A 20,598-nucleotide genomic window follows, 5' to 3' on the forward strand; every position below is an offset into this window, starting at 1 on the left:
ATCCTCCCTATGCCCAGCCCATTTCGGCGAGTGTTTTGGCGGTCACAGCGCCGGCACCACCGTGACCGCAATAGGCTCCAGCGGCACCGCCCGTTGCTGCCATGTTGAGAGTGCCAGTTAACGCACCACCATATCCCAGGAAAACGCGACCAGCCCCATGGCCGGCGGCGACCACCCCATCCGTCGTTGCGTTGGCCGACAACAGATGTCCGGCAATAGCCGTCACGCTATTGCGCACCAGGACAATCAGAATGCCCCCAGGCCTGGACGATGCTATAGTGCTGTATGGGTCGCCGTCCCTATCGCCCGTAGATGTTGAGAATGGATAGCTAGAGCCCGTGTAATTTGTATAGACACCTTGCAACCCACGGATGCCGCCGCTCCACGGAAGAGCAGCACTGCCTGTTGTGCCAACCGTGGCGGAGTTGCCGTCTCCTTGCGCGTTGGTTGCCGGCTGTAAGATATTTCCACCTCCACCGCCTCCACCAGGGGCATTCACCCCTGCGTAGCCGGTAGGCCCATTCACGCCAATGGCACTCCCATAACCGTGGCATCCACCATAAACACGGGCGGTAGTGCTGCCGCATCCGGCTGCCGAGACGATGACCGGACCGGATGCTGGCCAATCCTTATAGTTCGCAGTGACATCCCCCGTTCCTGGCAACGGGCAGGCAAAAAGGGACGGATCAAAGATGGCGTAGCAGTTTTCCCGGAGCCAGGCCGCAAAGTCGTCGTATTGCGTACGATGGCCGGATAGCGTGATGGCGCGCGGGATAGCTATGTCTTGGACCGCCCATTTCGGCGATCCAGCCGCCCCTTTGCCAGCCATGTTGGGACGGGCTCCGGCCCCAAGGATCAAATCGTCACACAGCACACACCAGCCACGGTCCCGCTTTTGTTTCGTGAATGGCCCGTTAATTTCCAGCCTGCGATAGCGGGAAATGGTGATGGGGCCGTCCTCTGTGTTGGGGATCGTCAGCCCCGCAGCGGGCACAACCAAGTCGCCCTGACTGGGATAAAAATCGAAAATACGACGGCCAAAAGGTATGGTTTTAGTCCATTCTATTCCGCTTCTGGGCCTGTAATCAGCAAAGCTACGAGCCATGGCGCATCCTCTAGAAGTCCCCAGCCCAGGCGATGACTGTCAGAGTCTTATCGGCCGTGATTGCTGCGGCTGCTGCAACAGTTAAAGCTAGGCCGGCTTCCAGGGTCAGTGGATTGCCGTCATTGAGATAATCGAGCATCTCCACATAGGCCACGCCGGCCCCGCCCGCGCCGGCGGGAATGGGTACCGTCCCCAGGTACTGGTGCACGTCGCCCCTGGTCAGATGCACGTGCAGGTCGGCGGCGGCGGTGTCGTCGGTGGCTACGTGTAGGGAGTCCACCCGGGTGCCATTGGCCCCGGCGGTAAGGAGCGGCTTTTTCGAGGTGCCGTCGGCGCTCGTCAGCGTTACGCCCGGGGTTTTCGGCGTCCCCGCGAAAATGGGTTTGGTGTTCCCGGTGGTAGTTTCAGGCATAGCGGTCTCCTAAAATCCGTTGCAGTTTTGGGAGAGGTACAGATCGGCCCCGGCCGGCGTGTCTGCCTGCTGCGGCGCGTTGTCCGGGCTCTGCCCCAGCCAGACCTCGGATAGGTCTTCCTCCACGGCGATCCCTGTCACCGTGACCACCACGTGGCCGGCATCCGCGTCGTAGGTTGCCCCGGCGACGTAGCCGACGCCGGGAGTCGCCTGCGCAAGTTTGACCGCGCGACCGGGCTTGCAGTTGTCCAGTTGGGCGGCCGGGCCCGCAACGGCGAGCGTGGTTGCCGACAAGCGCGTCACGGCGGCATACGATCCGTCCGGCATTACAGGCCGTAGCCAGGCCCCGGCCTGATTGGCCGCGCCCTGGGCCATGCCCGCGTAGTCCGCACAGCCTTGGCCGATGGCGACGATGTCGGCATTGTAGGGATCGAACAGTTTCCGGTGCCCGCCCTTGCCGAAACCGCCGGGCACGGCTGTCGAATTGGCCGCTGCCCGGTAGAAGTTCTTGAGTCGCTCGATCGCGTCCGTGAACGCGCCCATGGCATCCTCCTAGCCAGTGATTTGCTCGACCTGGAAATTCATGGCCGTGTCCTCGACCCCGGAAAATTCCAACGGCGAGCTGTCGATGTTGCGCAAGATCCCGTAGAGGGACCATTGCTGGCCCAGCAGCTCCTCGTCCGTGTCCAGGCAGACCAGGATATCCCTGTCCAGGCCGCGATCCAGGGCCAGACGCAGGGCCCTGTTAGTGCCCTCGACCTGATCCATGCGCTCGATGCGGAACTGGGCCACGCGGCGCGACTTCCTGCGCCGGGAATAGATCGAGCCGGCCAGGGACCTGACCACCACGGTATCCGTCTCGGCGGCCAGGGTCGGCGTGCGCGTCATTTTCCCGGCCGGCACCCAGCCCGGCCCCATGAACACGCGGCCGATATCCAGATACCCGGCCGGGTTGGTGCGGTTGTCGAATTCCCACTGCCAGTAGCGCAGGAACTGCTGCTCGAGGATACGGACATACGTGCGCACGTCTTCGCCCAGGTCCTCACTGGAGATCCGGCCGGACCACCAGTTCTCGTCCTCCCATTCCAGGTCCGAGGGGGAGAAAAGGGGAGGGTAGAGGTCCAGCCAGCCGGAATCGTAGGCGAGATCGGAAAAATCGGCGTCGTTGTAGCCCGTAAGCCGCACCCTGCCATCGAGGTCGGCGTTGTGGCCGATGACGGCCACGGCCTGGATGGTGCGCTCGACGCCGAAATCCACACGGAAACGGGTGGAGGCCATGTCCAGGTCGCCCGACCGGGAAACCTTGGACAGGCGCATGTCCTGGAGGTTCTCCAGGCCGATGGCCCAATTGCCGCCCGACAGCAGGACCTCCGGGGCATCGAGGCGATTGGGCCAGGCGAGCAGTCTAGCCATACAGTTCCAACTCCGTGACCTCGTTTTGCCGGTCGACGTTCAGGCCGATCACCACAAAGAGCTTTCCGGCCGCCAACCCGAACCGGTCCATCACCAGCTCCACCACGTCCCCGAAATCGAGATCCTCCACCTCGTCCGGGAAAAACGGCACCCGCAGACGGGTCCGCCACACGCCGTGCAGGGCCTGCAAGCGATCGGCTTCGGCCTGGCAGGCGGCCGCAGATCGCAACAGCGAATCCCGCTCCAGCTCCGGGGCCAGGGGATGCACCGTGCGCACGCTCGCATCCTCGGCCGTGACCGTGCGCCATTCCTCGGCCAACCAGGCCCGGGCCTCGTCCGAGACCCCGCCGGCCAGGGAGGAAGCCGATTGCTTGCTCCAATTTTTTTGCCCGTTGAGCTTGGTGCGCCAGTAGGGCACGCCGCCGGCGTCGTCATGGGCGGGCAGCCACTCGATGGAATCCGAGTCCAGGATCTCCACCTCGGACAGACGGCGCTTGGGCGGTCCCACCGGCGCGGCCAGGATGCCAAAACGGATTACATTGTGGCGGTTGGGAACCCACCATGCGCCGATGGAGGTGAGGAGCGTGTCCAGCGCCGCATCGATGTCCAGGGAGTCGCCGGCCCCCACGAACAGGCACACCTCTGCCGCATTGGCGGCGGTCAGGGCGGCCAGATCGGCGGCCGAGAAATCGGCCTCGGTCCAGCCGGCCCGGGTGCGCAGGATACGCTCCACGATGCCGGCGGCATCGGCGACATACACGCCGTCCAAAACGTCGCCGTCGACATCGGCCGTGACGTCGCCGGCCGGCGAGGTCCACAGCCGGATGAGTCCCAGGGCCAGACAGGTGGCGTATTGGCCGGCCGTAAAGGTGGCCGCCTGGAGATCGGCCAGCGTGGCGTAATCCCGGGTGGCGGTCAGGGGCATCCCTTTGTCGCGCACCGCCCGCACGGCCCGGAGCCGGCCGTCATGGGCCTGGAAAATGAGCAGCGACGTGTTGACGCAGGTCAGCGTGATGTTGTCGCACGGTCCAAAGGCCAGGGGCTTTTCCTTGCCCTGCAGGTCGTCGGCCGTGCCCTCGACCCCCTCGGGCCCGGAATTGGTGCCGGCGTACAGGGTGGTCTGGATCGGCGTTTCCAGCTCGGCCTTGCGGGACCGGATATTGACCACCACCGTGTCCCAGCCCAGTTCCAGGCTTTCCACCACCCCGGACATGATGGTGACGGCCGTGTCGAACCGATCCTCGCCGCGCCGCAGCTCGAAGCGCCGGCCGTCCACGGCGTAGCCGGCCAGGACGTCCAGGCCGCCCTCCGGGGATACCATCTCGATCTCCCCGAACCCGCCGTCGGATACGCCGCCCGTCACGCCGTCGGCGAACACCGTGGCGTCATAGGAGCAGGGCACGGACAGGCGGCCGTCGAAATAGGTGTTGGCCGGCGAATCATCGGGCTTGGAGGTCATGCCGGCGTCGGCGAAATACAGGGCCGTCTCGGCCCGGGCCGCCAGGTCGTAGGCGGCGAGCTGCAGGAAATAGCTCACGACGCCAGCCTCCTGGCCAGACGGCTGGTCTGCCGCGCCAGGGCGCCGATGGCCTTGCCCTGTTTGGCGATGACGCCGGTCAACTCGGCGTGCGCGACCTCCTGCTGCCGGCGCTGGGCATCGAGGCGCATTTCGATGCCCGCCGTATCCACCGACGCCGGGGGCATGGAGCCACGGAAGGCCTGGATGGTGTCCATGGCGTTGTACACATGGGCGTCGGCGCCGAAACGCACCAGCTCCGGACCGCGCTCACCGACCATGGCCAGTTCGCCGGCCAGGGGATCGCCGCCGCCTGCGTATCGTTTGATCGACAGGGTGCCGTCGTCGATTTGGCCGGTTGCTTCCGTGGCTGTGGTCCCGAAGAGCGAGGTCCAATCAATGGCGGCATCGGTGGCCGTTTGGGCGCTCGAGGAGCCACCGGACATTGTGGCCAGCAAGGCAGCCGCGGCCGACGCCTGGGCCGCATTGGCCGCGGCGATGGCATCGGCGTAGGAACTCGAGAAGCTCGAATCGTTTATGGCCCCGACAATGGCGTTGACGCCATCGCCCCAGGCCGAGGCCAGGGTGCCCAGATTGGTGTTGACCAGGGTCAGCTGGTCGACCTGGAGGGTGAGGACGGAAATCTCCTGGTTTAGGGCATCGAGCTGGGCCTGGGCCTGATCCACCTGGGCCTGGGAATAGGCCTCGAGGCTGGAAAGGGTGCTGTCGGCGTGGTCGAACTGGTCGTAATACGCCTCGCTGTGGCCGTAATAGTCTTCGGCGGCGTTGAGGTATTCCTTGGTGACGTCGTCCAGATCGGCCTGGGCCTTGGTGTCCCCGGTCCTGGCCTTGGCCGCCGTGGAATCGAACGCGGCCTTTTTGGCCTCGAGCAATTCCTTGGGGGACAGGTCGGTCAGATGCTCGTCCCATTTGATGTCCCGGCGCAGGGCCTGGATGTCGGCCAGGAAACCGTCCCACAGATCGATGGTGTCCTGCAGGGCGTCGGCCTGATCGTTGAGGGCGTCGATCTGGTCATTGAGCCCGTCCACGACCGTCTTGTTGACGTCCTCCCAGGCCGTGCCGGCGCTTTTGAGCGACGAATCCCAGGCCTCGACCCATTGCGCGGCGTCGTCCCAGGCTTTGACCTGGTCGGCGGACAGCGCCGAGTTTTCCATGGCCGCCCGGTACGAGGACCAGAAATTTTCCAGGCTGACGCCGGAATCGTCCAGGGCGGCCAGGGCCTCGCCAGCGCCCTCGGCATAGTATTTCATGAGGCGCGTGGCCTGCTCGGTGGAGCTGTAGGCATTGCTAAAGTAACGGTTGAAGGCGTCGGTGACGGCATCGGTGGAGCCGAATGCGAGGACCAGATCCGAGGCGTAGGCGGCCTGGGCCAGCTGGCGCAGCTGCTCGCTGGTGGCCTGGACACCGTCGCTGGCGGCCCCGGCCTGGTCCTCGAGATCCTGGAGCGAGGCGATGGTTTCGTCATCGAGCACGCCGGACAACGAGTCGAAATCCATGCCGGCCAGGGTGGCCGTGTCACCGGCGGACTGCATCTTGTCCACGAGTCCCGAGATATAATCCTCGCCGGCCAGCCCCTCGAGGGACAGGCCCGCCATGTCCGTGATGCTCTTGACCGAGGCCAGGGCGGTGCCCAGCCGGGTCACGGTGTCGATGGCGTATTCGCCGTCCTGGGCCAGGGCATTGACCGCATCGGCCAGCCCCTGTTGCTGCAACCCGTACAACGTCATGGCGTTGGTGACGTTGTAGTTGAAATCGTCGAGCTGCTCCTCGGTCACGTCCCAGTCCGGGAAGCTGAAGCCGGAGAGGTCGGCATTGATGCCAAGGGAATCGAAGGAGCTGACGAGGCTGTCCGTGTACGCGCCGAAGGCGTCCTCGAGGGCGGCGGTGGTCGAGGCGTCCAGCGGCCCGGTGTTGCGGATCTCGTGGGAGGTGGACGTGCCGCCGAGCATCGAGGAGTCCGTGACCCGGTAGTAGTCCTCGCCCGAGGAGGAGAGGGAGGTGCCGCTGACTCCCAGGCTGTAGCCGCTGCCGGTCTTTTCCTCGGTGTGGGAGGAGGAGAACAGGGAAATGCCCAGGCCGACCAGTCCGACCACGGCGCCGAGACCGGATGCCAGGGAACCGAGCGACCCGATAAGGCCGGATGATCCCGCACCGATGGCGGTGGACACGCCTTCCGTAGCCCCTTCCAGCCCGATGATGCTGGTGTTCAAGGCGGGAACGCTATCACCGACCAAAGACGTCAAGGCGGTTTCCGTGGCCCAGGGAGCCGTCTCGCCAGCCACGGTGATTCCGGCGGACAGGGACTCCGAGGCCAGGGAGGCGGACGACGAACCGAACGAAAACAGATCCGACAACCCGCTGACGTCCTTGGTCCCGCTGACGAGATCCTTGAGCCAGCTCGACCCCGAGCTTTTCGAGCCGGTGATGGAGCTGGTGGCGTCGCTGCCCACGATCTCGGTGAGCACCGGGATGACGATGTAATTTTCCAGGGCGTACTGGGCGAGGCGCTTGAGGGTGTTCTTGAACATATCCTCGAGGTTGCCCATGGTGTCGGACCACTGGTCCGCATAACGGTCCGTGGCAAACAGGAAATCCGTGGTCGCGCCGGCCAGGGCGTCGGACAGCTCGGCTTCGACGTCCTTGATGCCGCTAGCGATATCCTTGGAAAACTCGACCCAGGCCGCCTGCCTGCGCGTCAGGTCGTCCTCCCAGAGGCCGAACTCGTCGGCCAGAACGTCCTTGAGGGTATCGAGGAAGGACTCCTCGAAACCGATACGGGCCTCGATCTCCTTTTTGCGCAGCTCGCTGCGCTTTTTGGATGCGTAGACCCGATAGGCGTACTCGGAGGAGGCGTTCTCTTTGACAGCGGCCAGATGGTTTTCCAGTGCCTGGGCCTCATCCGCCCAATACTGATCCGCAAGTTGACCGCCCTCCTGGAGGCGGTCGCGCTGGGACTTGAGCACGTAGGCCTGATAGGCATCCCACCGCGCCTCGGCCTTGGCGATGGCGTCGGCGTCCTCTTCATCCGTGCCGATCCTGGCCTCGCGCAGGTCCGTGACGTATTTCTTGTAGCCCTCGAGCCAGTCCGAGGCCTCCAATTGCGCCGGATCGGACAGGTACGTGCCCATGTCCCGGGCATACTGGGATGATTTTTCGAGCCCCTTCTCGAAATCCTTGAGCACGGCCGTCATGTGGGCCACGGGCCAGGCTTTTTCCGCCAGCTCCCAGGCCTTGGCGAAACCCTCGGTATCGCCCTTGGCCCCGATGAGCGATTTGCGGATGTCGGCGAAAATTTTCTCGAAGGTCTTGTCGACCTTGAGCGTCTCGCCCTCGAGGCCTCCGGACAGGCTGTCCGTCAGGCCGGCGATGGTAGACTGCACCTGCTCGAAATAGGCGTCCGATCGCTCGGTATAGCGGGCGGCGGCATTGGCCGCGGCGTCCGAAGACTTTTTGGTGCCGTCCAGGGAAACCTTGATGCCGTCCACGGCCTTTTGGGCCTTTTGGGCTTTGGGGACAAAATCGGAAGGGATGGTCGCGGGCAAGGAACCCGCCGCGCTGGTGTCATGGGAGGCGTACAGCTTGTGCGATGCCTGCGCCCTGGCCAACCCCTCGGCCACGGAGCGATCGTTGGCCGCATCGCCGGCAGTGGCCATGCCGTACAGCGCGCCGACGCCCGTGACCCAGGGGTTGCCCTTGGAAAGCAGCGCCCCCGTGCCGCCGCCCACGATCGCGCCCTGGAGCGGAGCAGGGAGCTTGTTCCAGACAGCAATGATGTCATTGAGGCCATTGACCGTGGCGGTCAGGCCGGGGACGACGCTGTGCAACAGATTTTCGCCCAGCGTGACGGCTCCGGTGGCAAGAGAAGTCAATGCGGCCCGGCCATCCGGCCGCGTGATCTCATCCTGGAAATCCTTCATCGCCTGGGTCATCATCGGAGCAAGGACTTCTCCGAAATCGATCGCCACCTCTTTCCATGTGGCGCCAAAGGTATCCCAGGCACCCTGGGAGGTGGACTGAAAACGCTGGAACGCGGCCTCTGTTTCCCCGGTCCCTTTTTCAACTTCCGTCAGGATGTCCGTGTATCGTTGCCAATCCTGGGCACCGAGACCGGCAATGCCGGTCAACGCCTCGGCGCTCTCGAAGAGCTTGCCCAGGGAAAAATGAGACTTGTCAGCTGTGGCCTGGAGCGTTTGCAGCGCCCCGGCAAACCCCTTTTCCTTGACCATGGCCACGCCGGACTCGTAGCCGAGCGCCTTGAGAACCTTCTGCATGTTCTCGGTCGGCTTGTAGAGCCCGATCATGATGGCGCGCCACTTGGTGGCCGCCTCGGCCGTGGAGCCCGAGGTCTGGGTGATGAGTGACAGCCCGGCCGCCATCTCCTGGGAAGAGACGCCGACCAGGTGGGTGGACTCGGCCACGTCGCCAATGACAGGCACCAGCTCGGAAAACGACGTCTGGCCCATTTTCTCGATTTTAAACAGCAGGTCCGAGGCCTCGGCCGCCGTGCGGATCTCGCCATCGAAACCCGCCATGGTCTTGGTCAGGCCCTTGATGGTATCATCCTGGGCCACGTGGGCGGCTTTTGAACCCTTGGCCGCCGTGGTGAGCAGATCCATGGCGCCCGTAGTGTCGGTCACCCCGGCGGAAATGGTCTGATAGTAGCCTTTGACCAGGGACGTCGGATCGCCCAGCTCCCGCGGCATGGCTTTGATGGCTGCGTCGATGTCGGACAAGCTCTGGTCCGTGACCTTGGCCATGTCCGTCAGGGCGCTTTCGTAGTCCCGGAAATCAGCAAATGAGCTGGAAACAACTCCCACCGCAGCCCGGAAGGACAGGTAGGCCGCAGCGGCAAGCGCGGCCTGCTTGGCCAGCGCCGCCATGGAGGAAGTTGATTTATCCGTTTCGCGGGTGGCCACGCCCATCTGCGCAGCCAGCTCCCTGTACTCCCGTGTGGTGAGGCCGGCATAGCGGCGCAGGTTTTCCAGGGCGCGGGAAGCGGCATCAGCGGCCATCCCATCACGCATGCGTTTTTCAAGGGCGGCCATTTCCTGGTCGGTCGCCCCGACAGCCTGTCCAAGGCTTTTAAAGGCACCGCCGGCTCGCTTCATGCGACGATCGACGTTGTCGGAAAATGCTTCGGACAGGCTGTCGGACCGCTTCAGGGTGGTCTCGAAGCTCCTGCCGTCGGCGGTGATATCCACCGCCAGGGTGCCGGCCTTGATCCTCACGCCCTCACCGCCTTGCCCTGTCCTTCTCCGCCTCGCGTTTCCGCTCGGCGTCTTCCCGCTGCGCCCGGAAGATCTCGCCATACAGGAGCTGCACCCGCTCCCAGGTTTCGGCCTGGTCCGGGATGCCCTCCATATCCATAAAGCCTTTCACGGCCATGAAATTCAGGCCGATCTTGTCCCCCATGGGCCCCACGATGAGCTGGTCGGCGCAACGCAGGTACACGGCAAAAGCAGTGGCGTTGTCCGGGAGCAGTTCGGGGCGGCATGTGGCGCATGGGGGTCCGTTTTTCTTGTGTTCGCGTTCGGCCGGGGTGTCCCAGCGTGAGATTTTAAAGGCCTGCCTGCACACGTCGCAGGGCTTGTGGTCAACGCAGGCCATCCACCAGCCTAGCTCCGCAAGTTTTTTCTTGCTTCTTCCCGCTCGGCCACCACGGTCTCGGCCAGCTCGTCACGGAATTGTCCGATAAGCGGGGAGAACGTCTCGTCATCCCGGGCCATGCGGATCTTGTTCTCGTCCGTGCAGGGCATGGGCGTTACACCGTCGGCCTCGAAGAAGTTTTCCCAGTTGGTCACGGCCGCGCACAGATAGGCATAGCGCTTGTGGCCCCTGGCCGGATTGACCTTGATCTCGCGCTGCATCGCGCCGTCGGCATCGGGGCGCAGCATGGTCTCATACAGTTCGATCTGGTCCTCGATGTCGCGCTTCTCGCCCGGCTTGAGGTATTTGATCTCGATGCGCGCCTTGTCCGGATCGTCCGGGATATCTCGCCACACCTTTATTTCGCCGGTCAGTCTCGCCATGGGAGGTCCCCCTTGTCCCCGTGTTGTTTGGGCGGCGTGCGGGCCGGGGGAACCCGCCGGGGCGTGCGCGCCCCTTGCCGCCCAAAAGATCGATGCGCGCGGCTACATCACCCCGGCGTGCAGGGTGACTGCCTCGCCGGCCACGGCATCGGCCACCGTGCCCTTGGAGCTGTCCAGGGTGAGTTCGCCGGCGGCCACGGCCGAGATGAGGAAGTGCTTGAGGTTGTTGGTCCCTGCGCCTTCGACGATCAGCGTCTGGTCGGCCTTGAAACCGGCGGCGGCGGTGATGCCCGCGCCGGTGATCTTGTTGCCCTCGGCCACGCAGGCGATGTCCGTGGCGGTGAGGTGCGTCTGGAAAGAGCAATAGAGCCCCCCCGGGACGATCTCCACGTCGACCGGGAACACGCCGTTCTTGTCCGCGTCGCCGGGCTCGTTCTTGGAAACCTGCCATACGGCCGACGGATCGTTGGCCAGGTCGACCATGACGAAGTCGTCGTAGTTGAGATACAAGCGGGCATCCTGGACGCACTCATTGGCCTTGATGTATTCCCGGAGCCGCTCCTGGCCGTCCGGATCCACCAGCACCATGTTGCCGCTGGCCGTGATGCGCGAGATCTTGCCGGTGGTGGTGAACTCGATGTCGAAACTCCGGCGGAACTCGGAAACGCTGGTCACGTCCCGGGACAGGCCCGGGGGCTTCATCTTGTTGAGCCCCTTGACCACGGCCTGGCGTGCGGTCCCGTAACCGAGCACCAGGGCCGCATCCACGGAAAGCATGTAATTCGGGCGCAGTTCGGACATAGTCGCTCCTTACATGTCGGTTTCAACGAGGCCGGTCAGCTGGATGCCAGCGCCCCAAACCCCGTCCTCGTCCGGCAGGGTGGGCACGTCCTCACCCCGCGAAAATTCGAAATCCTTGAGCCCGTCGCCGGAGATGACCCGGCCCTCGAACAGATCCGAAGCCAGGGACGCCAGTTCCTCGGCCTCCAGGGAGCTGTCCGCGAAAACCATGATCTGCAGCGGCACCGCGTCGATGCGTTCGGTGAGCGTGTCCCTGGGAAATGCCGGCAGGATGGTCAGCACGGCATAGGGGCGTGGCCAGGATTTCGAGGCCCGCACATAGGCCAGCCGCCCGGACACGCCCGTGAAAAAGGCGTGGTCCGCGTGGGCCGCAAACCAGGCGTCCAAGGCACGGCGCAGCTTGGGCCGCACGGATCCGCGCGTGGTCAGGCGGCTCATGCGTCACCCTTGGGCATGCGGTCGGCCACACGCTGCAGATCGAACTTTTCCGCCGACGGCCGCAGGTACGGCTTGGCCGGTTGAAATTGGGTGCCGAACTCGGGGTAGGGGGCATAGGGTTCGCCGGCCTCGACGTAGCCGGTGATGACCGCGCCGTCGCGCTCGGTGCCAACGTCCAGGGACGCCTTGAGTTTGCCGGTCCTGACCGGCACCCGCCGCTGGGCCTCGGGCAGCACTGCTTCTTCCAGCTCTTCGTCCATGGCTCCCTGGACGTCGGACATCACCCGCTCGAACTGATCCGAGAACATGCCCATCACTGGTCCTCCTGCCGCGCTTCGGCCTCGAACACGGTCCAGCCGCGCGCGTGATCGGTGTAGGAGCTGGTCACGTGGAGCGTCTCGTTGGGCGTGGCGATCAGGCAGCCCGGGACCAGATCCGGACAGGCCGGCAGGAAGCCGTTGCGGTAGCCCACGCCGATCTCCCGGCCGGACAGCAGCCGCTCGTGGCCGGACAAGCCGTGTACCGCTGCCTTGCCCGTCCAGATCGTGGTGGGGACGGTCTTGTAGCCCAGGGCCCCGTCGGACACCTCGAGGTCCTTTTTGACCTCCACGTCCACCACGAACACGCCGCGAAACAGCCCGAGCACCAGCATGTCGCCCTCGGGCCAGCTGTCCGACACGGTCCAGGTCCGGCCGTCCTGCTCGAGGGTGTGGCCGAAGACCTGCACGACGGGCAGGTCAGTCGGCCGCACCCAGGCCATGCCGAGTCGCGCCTGACCGTCGTTGTAGGATGTGCGCAGGGAGGCGTTGATGCCGTCCCAGGGCGCGCAGTCCTCGACGATGGCCTGGATGGATGCGCCGGCGTTGCTAGCCGTGTAGGTGGCGTCCGCACCGAAAACGGTGAGGAACACCCCGGGCGCATCGGTCAGCACTGGACGGCCTCCACGGCTTCCTGGCAGGCCACGCACCGACAGGCCGTGGGCAGGATGCGCAGCCGCGCGCCCGGGATGGGCTCGCCGCAGTCGCGGCAGACGATCACCCCGTTTTCCCGGATCTGATCGCCGGCGGCCGCATTGCCTCCGGCCAGGGAAAGGGCAGCAGCGCGGTGCACGGTCTCGGCGTCCTGGGCATGGTCGGCGTAATCCATGAAAGGCTCCTTCAATCCTGTCTGGCTGCGTTAAAGTTTTTGGTCCGAGGCTTTAACCGGCCCGTACAACAGCGGCCGGATCCAGCGGGCAAGGGACGTGGCCCAGCGTTTGGCCCGGGCTTCGGAAACGCCCAGGTCGCACAGGCGACAGTAGAGGTGCCCATCGTTAAAGCAGTGCTGGAGGAAATTGCGCATCACTGTTTCCCGCCGGCGGTTTGGCGCTCGTAGCAATCAAGCGCCGCATCCTGCTGCTCGATCATCCAACACAGCCGGTCGCTACGCGTGAGCAGCCGCTCCAGGTTTTCCGGCGAACAGACATGCTGGCCGGGATCCAGCTCCGGCAGCTCGGGCATGGCCGGTCGGGGGCAGCGGGTGAACTGATGCTGCACCACCACCGGAGCCGGTGTGGCGGCGCAGCCGCTACTCAGCAGGACAGCTATTGAGATGCACAGCAGCTTTGCGGCTCGTCGCATCGTCCACCACCTTTCCCGCCCTGGCGGGCACGGGCTTGGCGTTGCGGATAATGACCGTCCGGTCGGCGGTCCGGGCCTGATCGCTGGCATTGGCCTGCTGGCAGTCCTCGACCTGCCGGGTCAGACCGTCACGGGCGGCCAGCAGCGTCTGTTCGGACGCCTGGAGCTGGGCGATGCTGGCATTGGCCTCGCCCAGCTCCTTGGACATGAAGGCCAGCCTGGTTTGCAGCCGGGCCACCCCCACCGACTGCCAGGCCAGGGCGACCAGGAGCACGGCCACGATCAGGCCGCCGGTCTTGAGCAACACGCCGTTAATCATGGCAAAGGCCTCCCCCGAAGCCGGCCGCGACGTAGCGCGGCGAAAGCAGGCGCAGGATGCGGCGCGGATAGCCCCGGTTCTCGCGCCAGTTGCCCGCGCTGCGGCCGGCGTTGACGGTCTCGATGTTGTCCCACCAGCGGTCCTGGGCGAGTCCCTGTCCGGAGGCCAGACGCGCATCGCGCCGCACCCAGCCGAGGCCGCCGTTGTAGGCCGAAAGGGTCATGGCCATGCGGTCGCAAGGCGTGGCCGCATGGACGCGGTCCCAGAGGTAGCGGTCGTAGGTCACCAGCGCCCGCAGGGCCCAGGACGGATTGAAGGGCTCGTTGGCCGCCAGTTCGGGATAGAGCTTGGCGATCCAGGAAGCCGTGGCCGGCATGAACTGGGCCATGCCTTGCGCGCCCACCGGGCTTTTGACCTCCGGACGCCAGCCGGATTCCTGGTGCACCTGCCCGGCAAAGGTGGCCGTCGGCGCATCCAGGCCCCAGACGGACCGGGCGTTGCGGATCAGCTCGGCGCGGTAGCGCAGGGCGTTTTGTGGAATGCCGCGCACGCTGGCCGGCTTCGTGGGGATGGTGGGCAAGGTGGCCGGCGCGGCCGAACGAGGATGCACAGCCGCCGGGGCGACCGTGGGCGCTTCGGCCTTGTCGCAACCGGACACGAGCCAGGCGGCAAAGACGGCCAGACAGGCGGCCACGCAAAACGCGCCAGCTCCCCGCAACGCCGTCATTACAGCCCCAGCCCCATGGCCAGCATGCAGCCCAGCATCACCAGGGCCCGGCGCAGCATGGCGGCGGCGTAGATCTGCTCGCAGCCGGCGACCACGGGATTGTTGGCCCGTTCGGCGGCCGGCTTGTTCTCGGCGCGCCAGTCGGCCGCGACGAGGAAGGAATCCGGCCGGGCGTAAGGGAAGCACCAGCGGTCGATCCAGTAGCCGAGGTAGCCGGCGATGGCGACCAGGGACAGCTTATAGGCGGCCACGGGCAACTGGGCCGGGGAGAGCACGGCCACGCCCGCCACCAGCAAACAGGCCAGCACCAGACAGGCCAGCATGCGCGGCGAGAGGCGCGAGAGCAGGGGGGCCTTGGCCGTGGCGGTTGCGGTCAGCTCATCAGGGGCGGCATCAGCGCCGACCTTGATCTTGTCCTCGATGATTTCGAGCAGCATCGCCTTGATGCTGGACAAGTCTTCCGGCTGTTGCGCCGGCGTGGCAGTGACGGTTTCTTTGGGATCGGGCATGTTACACGCTCCCGTTTTTGGGGTTGAGTATCTTCGCTTTCGCGGCGTCGGGGATATCCGGACAGTCCGCCACCAACGTCTGGATCACGCGGGCCAGCAGATCGGCCAGGTCCGCAATGCGATCCAGCGGCGTCGCCACCCGGGGCGGGGCAGGCGTGGGAAGGGGTTTTCGGGCGTCCACGGAATCAACGATTTCCTTGAAATCCATGTCATTTCCCTCCCGGGGTTTCGTTGAGGATGTCCGCCTTGACGTCCGGCGACATGTCCTTGTCGTGGACGATCAGCCCACGGACCATCCTAAACAGGGTATTGGTGCGCTCCTTGAGGTCCTGCCGCAGCTCGGCATGGCCGGCCTGGACAGCCTGGAGCGTGGAGCAGACATGGGTCCGCCGCTCCTCGCACTGGCCATGGCTGACGTAATTGCGCTTGGTGAGCGCGTGGACGATGAGCGCGACCATGACGGACATGAACCCCGTGATGCCGGCTGTCTCGAGCGGCGTGAACGTCACTGCGCAAGCTCCTTTCAATTAGGCGTTCGGGATGACGCCGCTCATCAGATAGCCGGCGCCGGTGAACTGGATGCGCTCGTCGGTATGCTGGCGGGCCCGGACGATGTCGCTGCGGGTCTGTTCCTCGCGGTAGACCTCGACCGTCACCGTTTCCGGCGAATCCTCCTCCCAGATGAAGGTGCGGCCCAAAGCGGGCTCGCGCAGATCCTGGCCGCCCGAGGACACCACGCCCAGCATGGCCATGGTCGGGGACCAGATGGGTTCGATCACCTTGGTCTTGGCCTTGGCGGCGGTGTTGTTGACCGCGCCGGCCGGGATGATATGCACGCCGAAATATGCCTCGAGCTGCGGGATGGTCAGGTCGCCACGGATGGCATTGGGGTCGGAGTATTTGACGCGCTCGATGACGCTGGCGCACATGGACACGTGGCGCAGTACGGACTTGTCCAGGATGAGCGCGTTGGGTTCCAACCCGGTGGCCAGCCGCATGGCCTCGAAGCCCTTGATCACATCGGCCCGAGGATCGGCATCGGCGTAGCTGTTCCAGGCTTGGGCCACCGCATGGGCTTCGAACGTGGCCGTGCTGAACACTTTGGAAGCGACGCGTCGTTCGCGGGTGCGCAGGATCATAGCCGTGGCCCGATAAGAGGCGAGGGTCTCGGCGTCGAAGAAATTGCGGAACTGCTTGGCCTCGACGTCGTCTACCGGCTCTTCCCAGCCGTTTTCCGAGCACAGATAGGTGAGGAATTCCCACTGCCAATCGCCGCGCGCATACGCGGAACGTGGGGCTCGGGAGGTGTCCGCTACCTCGAGAAGCGCTTCGGCCAGGATCACCGGATACTGCGCCGTGATGAGCGGCGTGTAGAAGGGCGGCAGCACCAGGTCGGCGATGAAACCCTGGGACGCCGCGCCCAGACTGAATTCGAAAGCCAGTGCCCCCAGATCGGGGCGGGAAATGACGTTGGTGAAAGACATCGCAATCCTCCTTGCGGGCAGCCGGCGTTACGCGGTGTAGGTGTTGCCGTAGCCGTAGGGGATGACCTCGATGACGCCCCCGTCGGCCACGGCGGTCAGGGACCGGCCGATGATGGTGCGCGCGCCGGCGCCCGCATCCGCCTTGACCGTGCCGTCGGCATCGGCCTGGACGTCGCCGCCCACGGCCACCGCGCCGGTGGCCAGGACCTCGATGGTGCCGTCGGTGTTGAGCAGACGCACGCTCACGGGCTGGTCCACCTCCAGGGCGGGATACTCGAGCACCCCGATGGGGCTGCCGTCGGCGGCGTTGGCGGCCAGCTTGCCGTCGGTCAGGCCCACCAGCAGATAGGCGTCGATGGCCCCGCCGGCCTGAAAGGTGCGGCGGGACTGGTTGACGTAGCTCATTTATTTCCCCTCCTTGCTGCGCTTGGACAGCCAGGCGGCGTGGGCTTCGGGATGTTCCTTGATCACCTTGGTCACGGCCTTGCCCCGCGACAGGCCGCCCTTGATTTCGGCCTCGACCAGGGCGTCGAAGTCGGGCGTGGTCGCGCGCGGATCGGCGGCGTTGTCGAGCGGCTTCTGGGTCGCTTCCTTGAGCAGGCCGAGGGCTTCCCGCTGCGCTTCGGATTCCTGTCCCTGTTGTCCGGCGGCGGCCGGGGCCAGGAACGCGCCCATGGCCTTGGCCTGTTCGGCGGAGACGCCCGACGCCACCACGGCCGCGACTTTCGCGCCCAGTTCCTCGCCCACCAGCACGTCCACGATGCCGAGCACCCGGGACTGTTCACTGGCAACGGCGGACTGCCGGTCCGTCTCGGCCTTGGCGGACAGTTCGGTTTCCACCTCGGCGCGATGCGCGGCCGCCGTGTCCGCGTGCTCGGCCTTGAAGGTCTTCAGATCCATGTGCACCTCCTGCACGATGCGGTTGATGAAATCGGCGCGGCTTTCGAGGCGGTCGACCAGCCCCAGCTCCAGGGCCTGCCGGCCGAGAAAGATTTTGCCGTCGGCCATGGCCATGGCCTGCTCGCGTGAAACGCGCCGTCCGGCGGCCACGGCGTCAAGAAAGAGGCCGTACACCTCGTCGAGTTGCTGCTGGAGATAGGCCCGGGCCTCGTCGGAAAGCGGTTCGTCCGGATTGCCCATGGCCTTGAAATGGCCGGCAGTCAGATAGGTGATGTCCACGCCCATCTGCTCGTCCCAGCCGGACCAGTCGGTATGCGTCAGGACCACGCCGATCGAGCCGATTTGCGCCGAGGCCTGGGTTCCGATCTCCTTGGCCTGGGAGCCGATCCAGTAGGCGGCCGAAGCCATGAGGTCCGAGGCGTAGACATACAGCGGCTTCTGGGCGGCCACGATCCGGGCGATCCCGGCCAGCTCCTCGGTGCCGTCCACGGTGCCGCCCGGGGAATCCACGTCCAGGAGGATTGCCTTGACCGACGGGTCAGCCGCGGCCTGGAGCAGCCCGGCCCCTATTTCCCGGGTGGAACCGATGCCCCACCAATAGCTGCCGTCCTTCGAAAGCGGCCCGGACATGTCCACCACGGCCAGGACGCCCTGCCGTTCGTAAAAGCGTTTCTCCCTGTCCTGGCCGGAAGCTGCCATGGCCGCCACGGCGGCGGTGTCGGGCAGGCCCCGGGCCTTCATGTCCCGGAACAGCCCGGCCAGACGCTGGGGCTCCATGGCCCACAGCCGTTGTGACTGGATGCTCACGCCGCGTCCTCCTGGGGCTGCTGCTCGTCGTTTTGCTTGGGGGAGACGTCCTCGGACGGCGAGGTGTTGGCATTCGAGCCCAACGAATTGAAAAACATGGCCAGGATTTCCGGGGGCAAAAGCCTCTTTAACGTCTCCCAGTCCCTGGCGATCTTGCGCCCCATGGTTTCGACGTCGGTGCCCCGTGAGCTGAGAATGTCGGAATGGCAGTCGGTGAAGTTCTTCAGGCCGATCTCTTCGCCCTTGCGCTCCTTGACGATGTCAATCTGCCCGCGCGGCGGACGGGTCCAGTAACTGGAGCACCAAGCGTAACGTCCCTGGTAGAAATCCGGCTTGCCAGAGGGGATTGCCAACATGCCGCGCCAGTACGCCTCCTCGAGCACCATCTCGTAGAGGCACTGGAGATAGCCCCGAACGAACCGGTCCTGCTCCAGGACGTGCAGTTTGCCGGCCTCGAGCAGCTCGGCCCGAGCCGAGGAGTAGTTGGACTGGGAAAAATCCTTGGTGACGATGCCCAGAGATTGCCCCGTGGAGGCCGTCACAAGCTTGGACATGCGCGAGTAGAAAGGGTCGAAGGAGTCGCTCGGGCGAGGATTGGCCAGCAGATGGGGCTTGTCGCCCGGGCGGCCGGTGACAATCGTTCCCGCCTGGACAGCCTTGGGATATCCATTCGCGTCGCCGGCTTTCTTGCTCCCGTCGAGGCCAATGGGCGAAAGCTCCATCGGGCCGAGGTTGGCCGACTCCATGAAAACCGTGAGGTTGGCTGCGATGACCGCGCCCACCAGCTCCGAATCTGCGTAGGCGCTCAGGTCCGCTATCATTTTCATGGCCGGGGCCAGGAGGGAATCGCCGCGCAGGGACTCCGGACCGCCCCAGTTCCGGCGATGGAAACAGCCCCAGCGGTGCGCGACCATGCGCGGCACACGACGGAAATAGGCGCTCGACAGTCCGGCCACGGGCCGGTTGTCCGGCGGCTCGGCCAACCAGTAGGCCACGGGGCGGCCGTAGTCGCCGATTTCGATGCCCCTTCGGATGTGCGGGTCGGCCTGCTTGTCCGAGGGCGTGCGCAACCTGGACGGGTGCACCGTCTGCAGGGCCAGGCCGAAATGCCGGTTTGGGTCGGTGAGCCAGACAGGGATCTGCACGAACTCTCCCAGGCCGAGCTGGGCCTGCATGAGCTGGTGCTGGATGTCGTTGAAATGGTTGTCGCCGGCGGCGTCCGCTTCGCGGCACCAAGTCTTCCAGGCTTTCTCAGCGCTTTCGGCGAATCGGTACGCCGCATCGTCATCGATCCCCAACGCGGCGACATCCGGCGTGGACTGCGGTTGCAAGCCGCTGCCGACGATGTTCAGAGCCAGGGAATTGATGCACGAGGCGGCCAGGCCGTCGCTGGCGACCAGGGCCTCGGCGCGGTCGCGGATGCGGTCGGCGTCGCGCTCGACGGTGTAGCTGTTGAGGCGGAGTGGCTGGAAGTTGGCCAGCGTACCCTCACGGCTGGCGGCGGTACGGCGTACGCCCTGGATCATGCCGCCCAGAGCCTCCATGCCGGCTCTCGCCCGGACCCGGCGCAATCCGCGCTCGGGCGAGATGTACCCGATGACGCGGTCGATCCAGTTGCCGGCGCTCATGAGTACCGTCCCGGGATCAGCTGGTGGAACTGGGGCGAGCCCTGGCCGGCGGCCTGGTCCTCGACGGTCGGCAGGCTATCGAGCCAGTCCAGGTGCGCCTGGATGGCTGGAAGGTCCGCCCGGCGCAAGCGCCGCGTAGCAATGGTGAACTCCTGGCCGTCGGCCACGGCCAGGAGCGCCTCCTTCCATTTGGCGATGTGCTGGGCTTTTTCCGCTCGGGTGAAGATGGCCATGCCAACGGGCTAGCACAGCCGAAGGGGTCAATCGGTGGACGTCAGAGACAATAAGGACAATATGGACGGTTTTTTCAGGTCAAAAATGGGGTGGGTAGAAGAGAGGAAAATCCAATCATATCGAGTAGGTTTTTAGGATGAAGGACCATGCAAAATCAGGTAGCGATTTTGCATGGTCGAAAAAAAGTTTCGGTCCTCGTAAAAAAAAGGCCGGGATGTATGGTTATCGCAATCTCTTTTTCATTGCTTCTACAAACCGTGACACTCCTTCCTGTCGTTTTATTCTTCCTCTTTTGTATAGAAATGTAGCGGCATCATTAGCGTTTTGAGAAAGATTTTGAAAAGAATCACCATCAATTATTTCACTGCCAACAATTAAAAACATATCCGGCAGTTCAAACACATTATCATCCATCGCATCATCTCCCGGTCATCCGCCTGATATACCGCTCCAAGCTCTTTTCCGTAACCCGGATCCCCTTGGCATCTCCCAGGCGCACCACCTTGAATTCCCCGCGCTTGATCAGTTTGTAGGCGAAACTCCTCGAGCAGTCGAGGGTGGCCATCACCCGGGCGACGGTCAGCAGCGGCCCCTCGGCAGTGCGATCATACGGCAAATTCGTTGTGCTCATGGTCC

General features: G+C 64.9%; 27 protein-coding genes. All 27 read right to left on the bottom strand.

Annotated elements, in window-relative coordinates:
* Positions 1 to 7 precede the first annotated feature (7 nt).
* Entirely contained in the window at positions 8 to 1,105 is a 1,098-nt protein-coding gene (locus tag DESFRDRAFT_RS21675) for a hypothetical protein (protein ID WP_005989971.1), read from the bottom strand.
* 10 nt (positions 1,106 to 1,115) lie between these two features.
* Complete coding sequence (locus DESFRDRAFT_RS00225; protein ID WP_005989973.1) at positions 1,116 to 1,517, bottom strand: hypothetical protein; 402 nt, start codon at positions 1,515 to 1,517, stop codon at positions 1,116 to 1,118.
* Between the two features lie 9 nt (positions 1,518 to 1,526).
* Positions 1,527 to 2,060: a hypothetical protein gene (locus tag DESFRDRAFT_RS00230; RefSeq protein ID WP_005989976.1), complete on the bottom strand. Its 534-nt coding sequence runs from the start codon at positions 2,058 to 2,060 to the stop codon at positions 1,527 to 1,529.
* 9 nt (positions 2,061 to 2,069) lie between these two features.
* A complete protein-coding gene (locus tag DESFRDRAFT_RS00235; protein ID WP_005989978.1) occupies positions 2,070 to 2,930 on the bottom strand; it encodes a hypothetical protein in 861 nt (286 codons plus the stop codon).
* Entirely contained in the window at positions 2,923 to 4,467 is a 1,545-nt protein-coding gene (locus DESFRDRAFT_RS00240; RefSeq protein ID WP_005989979.1) for a hypothetical protein, read from the bottom strand. Before DESFRDRAFT_RS00240 ends, DESFRDRAFT_RS00235 begins: the two co-directional genes overlap by 8 nt.
* On the bottom strand, positions 4,464 to 9,695 hold the full coding sequence (locus DESFRDRAFT_RS00245) for a phage tail tape measure protein (protein ID WP_005989981.1): 5,232 nt from the start codon (positions 9,693 to 9,695) through the stop codon (positions 4,464 to 4,466). The genes DESFRDRAFT_RS00240 and DESFRDRAFT_RS00245 overlap by 4 nt, the downstream gene beginning before the upstream one ends.
* Before the next feature lie 4 nt (positions 9,696 to 9,699).
* On the bottom strand, positions 9,700 to 10,074 hold the full coding sequence (locus tag DESFRDRAFT_RS00250) for a DUF1799 domain-containing protein (RefSeq protein WP_005989982.1): 375 nt from the start codon (positions 10,072 to 10,074) through the stop codon (positions 9,700 to 9,702).
* Between the two features lie 8 nt (positions 10,075 to 10,082).
* The gene (locus DESFRDRAFT_RS00255) at positions 10,083 to 10,496 is read right to left on the bottom strand and encodes a hypothetical protein (protein WP_005989984.1); all 414 of its coding nucleotides are present in this window, start codon (positions 10,494 to 10,496) and stop codon (positions 10,083 to 10,085) included.
* A 102-nt stretch (positions 10,497 to 10,598) separates the two neighbouring features.
* Positions 10,599 to 11,297, bottom strand: coding sequence for a hypothetical protein (locus DESFRDRAFT_RS00260; protein ID WP_005989986.1), 699 nt, complete (start codon positions 11,295 to 11,297; stop codon positions 10,599 to 10,601).
* Positions 11,298 to 11,306: 9 nt separating this feature from the next.
* Positions 11,307 to 11,735, bottom strand: a complete 429-nt coding sequence (locus DESFRDRAFT_RS00265; protein ID WP_005989988.1) for a hypothetical protein — start codon at positions 11,733 to 11,735, stop codon at positions 11,307 to 11,309.
* Positions 11,732 to 12,049, bottom strand: coding sequence for an HK97-gp10 family putative phage morphogenesis protein (locus DESFRDRAFT_RS00270; protein ID WP_005989990.1), 318 nt, complete (start codon positions 12,047 to 12,049; stop codon positions 11,732 to 11,734). Before DESFRDRAFT_RS00270 ends, DESFRDRAFT_RS00265 begins: the two co-directional genes overlap by 4 nt.
* Positions 12,049 to 12,666: a head-tail joining protein gene (locus DESFRDRAFT_RS00275; RefSeq protein WP_005989992.1), complete on the bottom strand. Its 618-nt coding sequence runs from the start codon at positions 12,664 to 12,666 to the stop codon at positions 12,049 to 12,051. The genes DESFRDRAFT_RS00270 and DESFRDRAFT_RS00275 overlap by 1 nt, the downstream gene beginning before the upstream one ends.
* Entirely contained in the window at positions 12,660 to 12,881 is a 222-nt protein-coding gene (locus DESFRDRAFT_RS00280; RefSeq protein WP_005989994.1) for a TraR/DksA C4-type zinc finger protein, read from the bottom strand. Before DESFRDRAFT_RS00280 ends, DESFRDRAFT_RS00275 begins: the two co-directional genes overlap by 7 nt.
* Positions 12,882 to 12,911: 30 nt before the next feature.
* Positions 12,912 to 13,076, bottom strand: coding sequence for a hypothetical protein (locus DESFRDRAFT_RS22605; protein WP_005989996.1), 165 nt, complete (start codon positions 13,074 to 13,076; stop codon positions 12,912 to 12,914).
* On the bottom strand, positions 13,076 to 13,354 hold the full coding sequence (locus tag DESFRDRAFT_RS00285; protein WP_005989998.1) for a hypothetical protein: 279 nt from the start codon (positions 13,352 to 13,354) through the stop codon (positions 13,076 to 13,078). Before DESFRDRAFT_RS00285 ends, DESFRDRAFT_RS22605 begins: the two co-directional genes overlap by 1 nt.
* Positions 13,302 to 13,673, bottom strand: coding sequence for a hypothetical protein (locus tag DESFRDRAFT_RS00290; RefSeq protein WP_005990000.1), 372 nt, complete (start codon positions 13,671 to 13,673; stop codon positions 13,302 to 13,304). The genes DESFRDRAFT_RS00285 and DESFRDRAFT_RS00290 overlap by 53 nt, the downstream gene beginning before the upstream one ends.
* Positions 13,666 to 14,400 carry a transglycosylase SLT domain-containing protein gene (locus DESFRDRAFT_RS00295; protein ID WP_005990001.1) on the bottom strand — a complete coding sequence of 245 codons (735 nt, stop codon included), beginning with the start codon at positions 14,398 to 14,400 and terminating at the stop codon, positions 13,666 to 13,668. The genes DESFRDRAFT_RS00290 and DESFRDRAFT_RS00295 overlap by 8 nt, the downstream gene beginning before the upstream one ends.
* On the bottom strand, positions 14,400 to 14,909 hold the full coding sequence (locus DESFRDRAFT_RS20940) for a putative holin (protein ID WP_005990003.1): 510 nt from the start codon (positions 14,907 to 14,909) through the stop codon (positions 14,400 to 14,402). The genes DESFRDRAFT_RS00295 and DESFRDRAFT_RS20940 overlap by 1 nt, the downstream gene beginning before the upstream one ends.
* Before the next feature lies 1 nt (position 14,910).
* A complete protein-coding gene (locus DESFRDRAFT_RS00305) occupies positions 14,911 to 15,117 on the bottom strand; it encodes a hypothetical protein (RefSeq protein ID WP_005990005.1) in 207 nt (68 codons plus the stop codon).
* Between the two features lies 1 nt (position 15,118).
* Positions 15,119 to 15,418 (bottom strand): hypothetical protein, encoded by a 300-nt coding sequence (locus tag DESFRDRAFT_RS00310; protein WP_005990006.1) that lies wholly within the window; start codon positions 15,416 to 15,418, stop codon positions 15,119 to 15,121.
* An 18-nt stretch (positions 15,419 to 15,436) separates the two neighbouring features.
* On the bottom strand, positions 15,437 to 16,393 hold the full coding sequence (locus tag DESFRDRAFT_RS00315; RefSeq protein ID WP_005990009.1) for a hypothetical protein: 957 nt from the start codon (positions 16,391 to 16,393) through the stop codon (positions 15,437 to 15,439).
* A gap of 27 nt (positions 16,394 to 16,420) precedes the next feature.
* Positions 16,421 to 16,798: a DUF2190 family protein gene (locus DESFRDRAFT_RS00320; RefSeq protein WP_005990011.1), complete on the bottom strand. Its 378-nt coding sequence runs from the start codon at positions 16,796 to 16,798 to the stop codon at positions 16,421 to 16,423.
* Positions 16,799 to 18,100, bottom strand: a complete 1,302-nt coding sequence (sppA, locus tag DESFRDRAFT_RS00325; protein ID WP_005990012.1) for a signal peptide peptidase SppA — start codon at positions 18,098 to 18,100, stop codon at positions 16,799 to 16,801. It lies immediately after the preceding gene.
* Positions 18,097 to 19,728 (bottom strand): phage portal protein, encoded by a 1,632-nt coding sequence (locus DESFRDRAFT_RS00330; RefSeq protein WP_005990013.1) that lies wholly within the window; start codon positions 19,726 to 19,728, stop codon positions 18,097 to 18,099. Before DESFRDRAFT_RS00330 ends, sppA begins: the two co-directional genes overlap by 4 nt.
* A complete protein-coding gene (locus DESFRDRAFT_RS00335) occupies positions 19,725 to 19,961 on the bottom strand; it encodes a DUF6148 family protein (RefSeq protein ID WP_005990014.1) in 237 nt (78 codons plus the stop codon). The genes DESFRDRAFT_RS00330 and DESFRDRAFT_RS00335 overlap by 4 nt, the downstream gene beginning before the upstream one ends.
* A gap of 223 nt (positions 19,962 to 20,184) precedes the next feature.
* Positions 20,185 to 20,376, bottom strand: a complete 192-nt coding sequence (locus DESFRDRAFT_RS21680; RefSeq protein WP_144004871.1) for a hypothetical protein — start codon at positions 20,374 to 20,376, stop codon at positions 20,185 to 20,187.
* A 4-nt stretch (positions 20,377 to 20,380) separates the two neighbouring features.
* Positions 20,381 to 20,593 (bottom strand): helix-turn-helix domain-containing protein, encoded by a 213-nt coding sequence (locus tag DESFRDRAFT_RS00340; RefSeq protein WP_005990015.1) that lies wholly within the window; start codon positions 20,591 to 20,593, stop codon positions 20,381 to 20,383.
* Positions 20,594 to 20,598 lie beyond the last annotated feature (5 nt).

Origin of the sequence: Solidesulfovibrio fructosivorans JJ] (genome assembly GCF_000179555.1) — a bacterium.
GTDB classification, from domain to species: domain Bacteria; phylum Desulfobacterota; class Desulfovibrionia; order Desulfovibrionales; family Desulfovibrionaceae; genus Solidesulfovibrio; species Solidesulfovibrio fructosivorans.

Coding starts and splice junctions, on each gene's coding strand:
- DESFRDRAFT_RS21675 (WP_005989971.1), bottom strand. CDS start 1,105: ATGGCTCGTAGCTTTGCTGATTACAGGCCCAGAAGCGGAATAGAATGG.
- DESFRDRAFT_RS00225 (WP_005989973.1), bottom strand. CDS start 1,517: ATGCCTGAAACTACCACCGGGAACACCAAACCCATTTTCGCGGGGACG.
- DESFRDRAFT_RS00230 (WP_005989976.1), bottom strand. CDS start 2,060: ATGGGCGCGTTCACGGACGCGATCGAGCGACTCAAGAACTTCTACCGG.
- DESFRDRAFT_RS00235 (WP_005989978.1), bottom strand. CDS start 2,930: ATGGCTAGACTGCTCGCCTGGCCCAATCGCCTCGATGCCCCGGAGGTC.
- DESFRDRAFT_RS00250 (WP_005989982.1), bottom strand. CDS start 10,074: ATGGCCTGCGTTGACCACAAGCCCTGCGACGTGTGCAGGCAGGCCTTT.
- DESFRDRAFT_RS00255 (WP_005989984.1), bottom strand. CDS start 10,496: ATGGCGAGACTGACCGGCGAAATAAAGGTGTGGCGAGATATCCCGGAC.
- DESFRDRAFT_RS00260 (WP_005989986.1), bottom strand. CDS start 11,297: ATGTCCGAACTGCGCCCGAATTACATGCTTTCCGTGGATGCGGCCCTG.
- DESFRDRAFT_RS00265 (WP_005989988.1), bottom strand. CDS start 11,735: ATGAGCCGCCTGACCACGCGCGGATCCGTGCGGCCCAAGCTGCGCCGT.
- DESFRDRAFT_RS00270 (WP_005989990.1), bottom strand. CDS start 12,049: ATGGGCATGTTCTCGGATCAGTTCGAGCGGGTGATGTCCGACGTCCAG.
- DESFRDRAFT_RS00280 (WP_005989994.1), bottom strand. CDS start 12,881: ATGGATTACGCCGACCATGCCCAGGACGCCGAGACCGTGCACCGCGCT.
- DESFRDRAFT_RS22605 (WP_005989996.1), bottom strand. CDS start 13,076: ATGCGCAATTTCCTCCAGCACTGCTTTAACGATGGGCACCTCTACTGT.
- DESFRDRAFT_RS00285 (WP_005989998.1), bottom strand. CDS start 13,354: ATGCGACGAGCCGCAAAGCTGCTGTGCATCTCAATAGCTGTCCTGCTG.
- DESFRDRAFT_RS00290 (WP_005990000.1), bottom strand. CDS start 13,673: ATGATTAACGGCGTGTTGCTCAAGACCGGCGGCCTGATCGTGGCCGTG.
- DESFRDRAFT_RS00295 (WP_005990001.1), bottom strand. CDS start 14,400: ATGACGGCGTTGCGGGGAGCTGGCGCGTTTTGCGTGGCCGCCTGTCTG.
- DESFRDRAFT_RS20940 (WP_005990003.1), bottom strand. CDS start 14,909: ATGCCCGATCCCAAAGAAACCGTCACTGCCACGCCGGCGCAACAGCCG.
- DESFRDRAFT_RS00305 (WP_005990005.1), bottom strand. CDS start 15,117: ATGGATTTCAAGGAAATCGTTGATTCCGTGGACGCCCGAAAACCCCTT.
- DESFRDRAFT_RS00315 (WP_005990009.1), bottom strand. CDS start 16,393: ATGTCTTTCACCAACGTCATTTCCCGCCCCGATCTGGGGGCACTGGCT.
- DESFRDRAFT_RS00320 (WP_005990011.1), bottom strand. CDS start 16,798: ATGAGCTACGTCAACCAGTCCCGCCGCACCTTTCAGGCCGGCGGGGCC.
- DESFRDRAFT_RS00330 (WP_005990013.1), bottom strand. CDS start 19,728: ATGAGCGCCGGCAACTGGATCGACCGCGTCATCGGGTACATCTCGCCC.
- DESFRDRAFT_RS00335 (WP_005990014.1), bottom strand. CDS start 19,961: ATGGCCATCTTCACCCGAGCGGAAAAAGCCCAGCACATCGCCAAATGG.
- DESFRDRAFT_RS21680 (WP_144004871.1), bottom strand. CDS start 20,376: ATGGATGATAATGTGTTTGAACTGCCGGATATGTTTTTAATTGTTGGC.
- DESFRDRAFT_RS00340 (WP_005990015.1), bottom strand. CDS start 20,593: ATGAGCACAACGAATTTGCCGTATGATCGCACTGCCGAGGGGCCGCTG.